This window comes from Candidatus Cloacimonadota bacterium, assembly GCA_011372345.1.
Lineage (GTDB): Bacteria > Cloacimonadota > Cloacimonadia > Cloacimonadales > TCS61 > DRTC01.
The window spans coordinates 1-1,805 of sequence record DRTC01000247.1 but is presented as its reverse complement, the minus strand read 5'-3'; the positions used below and the strand labels follow the sequence as shown (position 1 = coordinate 1,805).

The following is a 1,805-nucleotide window of genomic DNA, read 5'->3' as shown; positions in this document are numbered from 1 at the left end:
TTTCCTGGAAAACCTTGAGATCAGCAGTTTAATAGAAATCCTGAAAAAAGAATCTTCAAAGGATATCGCTTATATACTTTCCTCATTATCAGTAGATTATGCTAAAAATTTCTTTAATGAATTCACTGATAATACCGACGAGATCATTAATGTTCTTTTATCGGATTTCAAAATTTCAAAAGAAGATGCAGAAGCATTACAAAAGAAACTTTTCGAAAAATATAAGAAATTCCTCTCGGAAGAATCAATGAGAACAGATGGAAAAACTGCTCTGATCAATTTCGTAAATAATCTGCCTTTGGAAAATTCAAAAAAATTATATGACAAAATTGAAGAAGTAAACTCTGAAATAGGTAAGGAATTAAGAAATAAAATATTCATGTTTGATGATCTAACTGAACTCGACGATAATGACATAGTTCTAATTATTAATAATCTTGAACATAATTCCCTGATTTCATTCATGAAAAGTGTTAAATATGAAATCAGGGAAAAATTCTTTAGAAATATGTCTGAAAGAGTTGCATCAATGTTCAGGGAAGACCTGGAAATCCTTAATGAGTTATCAGAAGAAGAAAAAGCAATCACAATCGATAATGTTTTTAATGCCATTAGAGAAATTTTAAAATACAAATAAAGGTGAATATATGAAATCTTCAATGTTAATTGGTTTAATAAGCGGTGTTGCTTTGATAGTTATTGTAGTTTTTTCACAGGAAGATATTAGCTACTATCTTAACTGGAATGCTTTTGTAATTACGATTGGCGGAACAATTGCAGCAACTATGGTTTATTTTTCATTCACAGATCTGAAATACGGATTCTCTGCTTTTTTTGAGATCATTTCAGAAAGGAACATAAAAGCAGCTCATATCATCGATGTTATTCTGGATGTGAACAAACGCACGCTTCGAGAAGGAGTGAACAGCAGTTTCGATCTGGTAACAGTCAAACAGTTGCCTTTCCTGGAAAGAGGATTAAGGTTGGTTGCAGACAATGAAAATCCGGCTTTGATCAAAGAAATTTTATTGCGAGACAACAGGTTGATCACCAGAAAAAACAATATTGCTGAAAATGTTTTTTATATTGCCGGAAGTTTAGCTCCCATGTTTGGTATGATGGGAACTGTTATCGGTTTGATTGCCATGCTGAATCGAGTTAAAGATCCAAGTGCGATCCCTTCTGCAATGGGTCTTGCTCTGGTTACAACTTTGTATGGTTTGATCCTTTCGGCTTTGATCCTGAAACCGATATCCGGAAAGATCAGAGTAAAAAATTTAAAAGATACCAGACTGAGGTTATTAATAATCGAAGGTGTTTTATCCATCCAGAGAGGTGAAAATACACAAATTCTCAAAGAAAGATTACATGGATTTTTAGACTAAATGGATTTTATATGAGACTGTTAAACAAATTTACCGGGAAACTTTATAATAGAGCAGAAAATAAAATTTCGGATACTAAAATGAATGTTCATTCCGAAGAAAAAATGAATGTCGAATATGACAGTCCGGTTGGAGAATTGGAAGAGCATTTACACGGAACAGAAAAAAGACTTGATGAAAACATGCTCGATACGATGGTTCCTTATGCTGACCTGATGACATTATTGTTGATTTTCTTTGTCTTCTTTTTCATTATCAGTGATTATGAAAAATCAAAAATGATCGTTGAAAATCAGGAAATAATGGAAAAAGTGAATGTGGATTCATTATTTGATCTTAACGAAAAAACGATTACAATTCCCAGCGAGATATTATTTGACATTGGAAAAGCTGACCTGAAATGGAAAGCAAAAGCTGCTT

The 1,805-nt window shown here is 32.6% G+C and carries 3 protein-coding genes; all 3 read left to right on the top strand.

The features are described from left to right. The coding region (locus ENL20_04725; protein HHE37859.1) for a hypothetical protein at positions 1-637 on the top strand (637 nt) is incomplete at its 5' end. Positions 638-647: 10 nt separating this feature from the next. Next, a complete protein-coding gene (locus ENL20_04720; protein HHE37858.1) occupies positions 648-1,385 on the top strand; it encodes a hypothetical protein in 738 nt (245 codons plus the stop codon). Positions 1,386-1,396: 11 nt separating this feature from the next. Continuing rightward, a partial coding sequence (locus tag ENL20_04715; GenBank protein HHE37857.1) for a hypothetical protein occupies positions 1,397-1,805 on the top strand: 409 nt, incomplete at its 3' end.

Excerpts from the sequence above, each read along its gene's own strand:
- ENL20_04720 (HHE37858.1), top strand. The coding sequence starts at position 648 with ATGAAATCTTCAATGTTAATTGGTTTAATAAGCGGTGTTGCTTTGATA.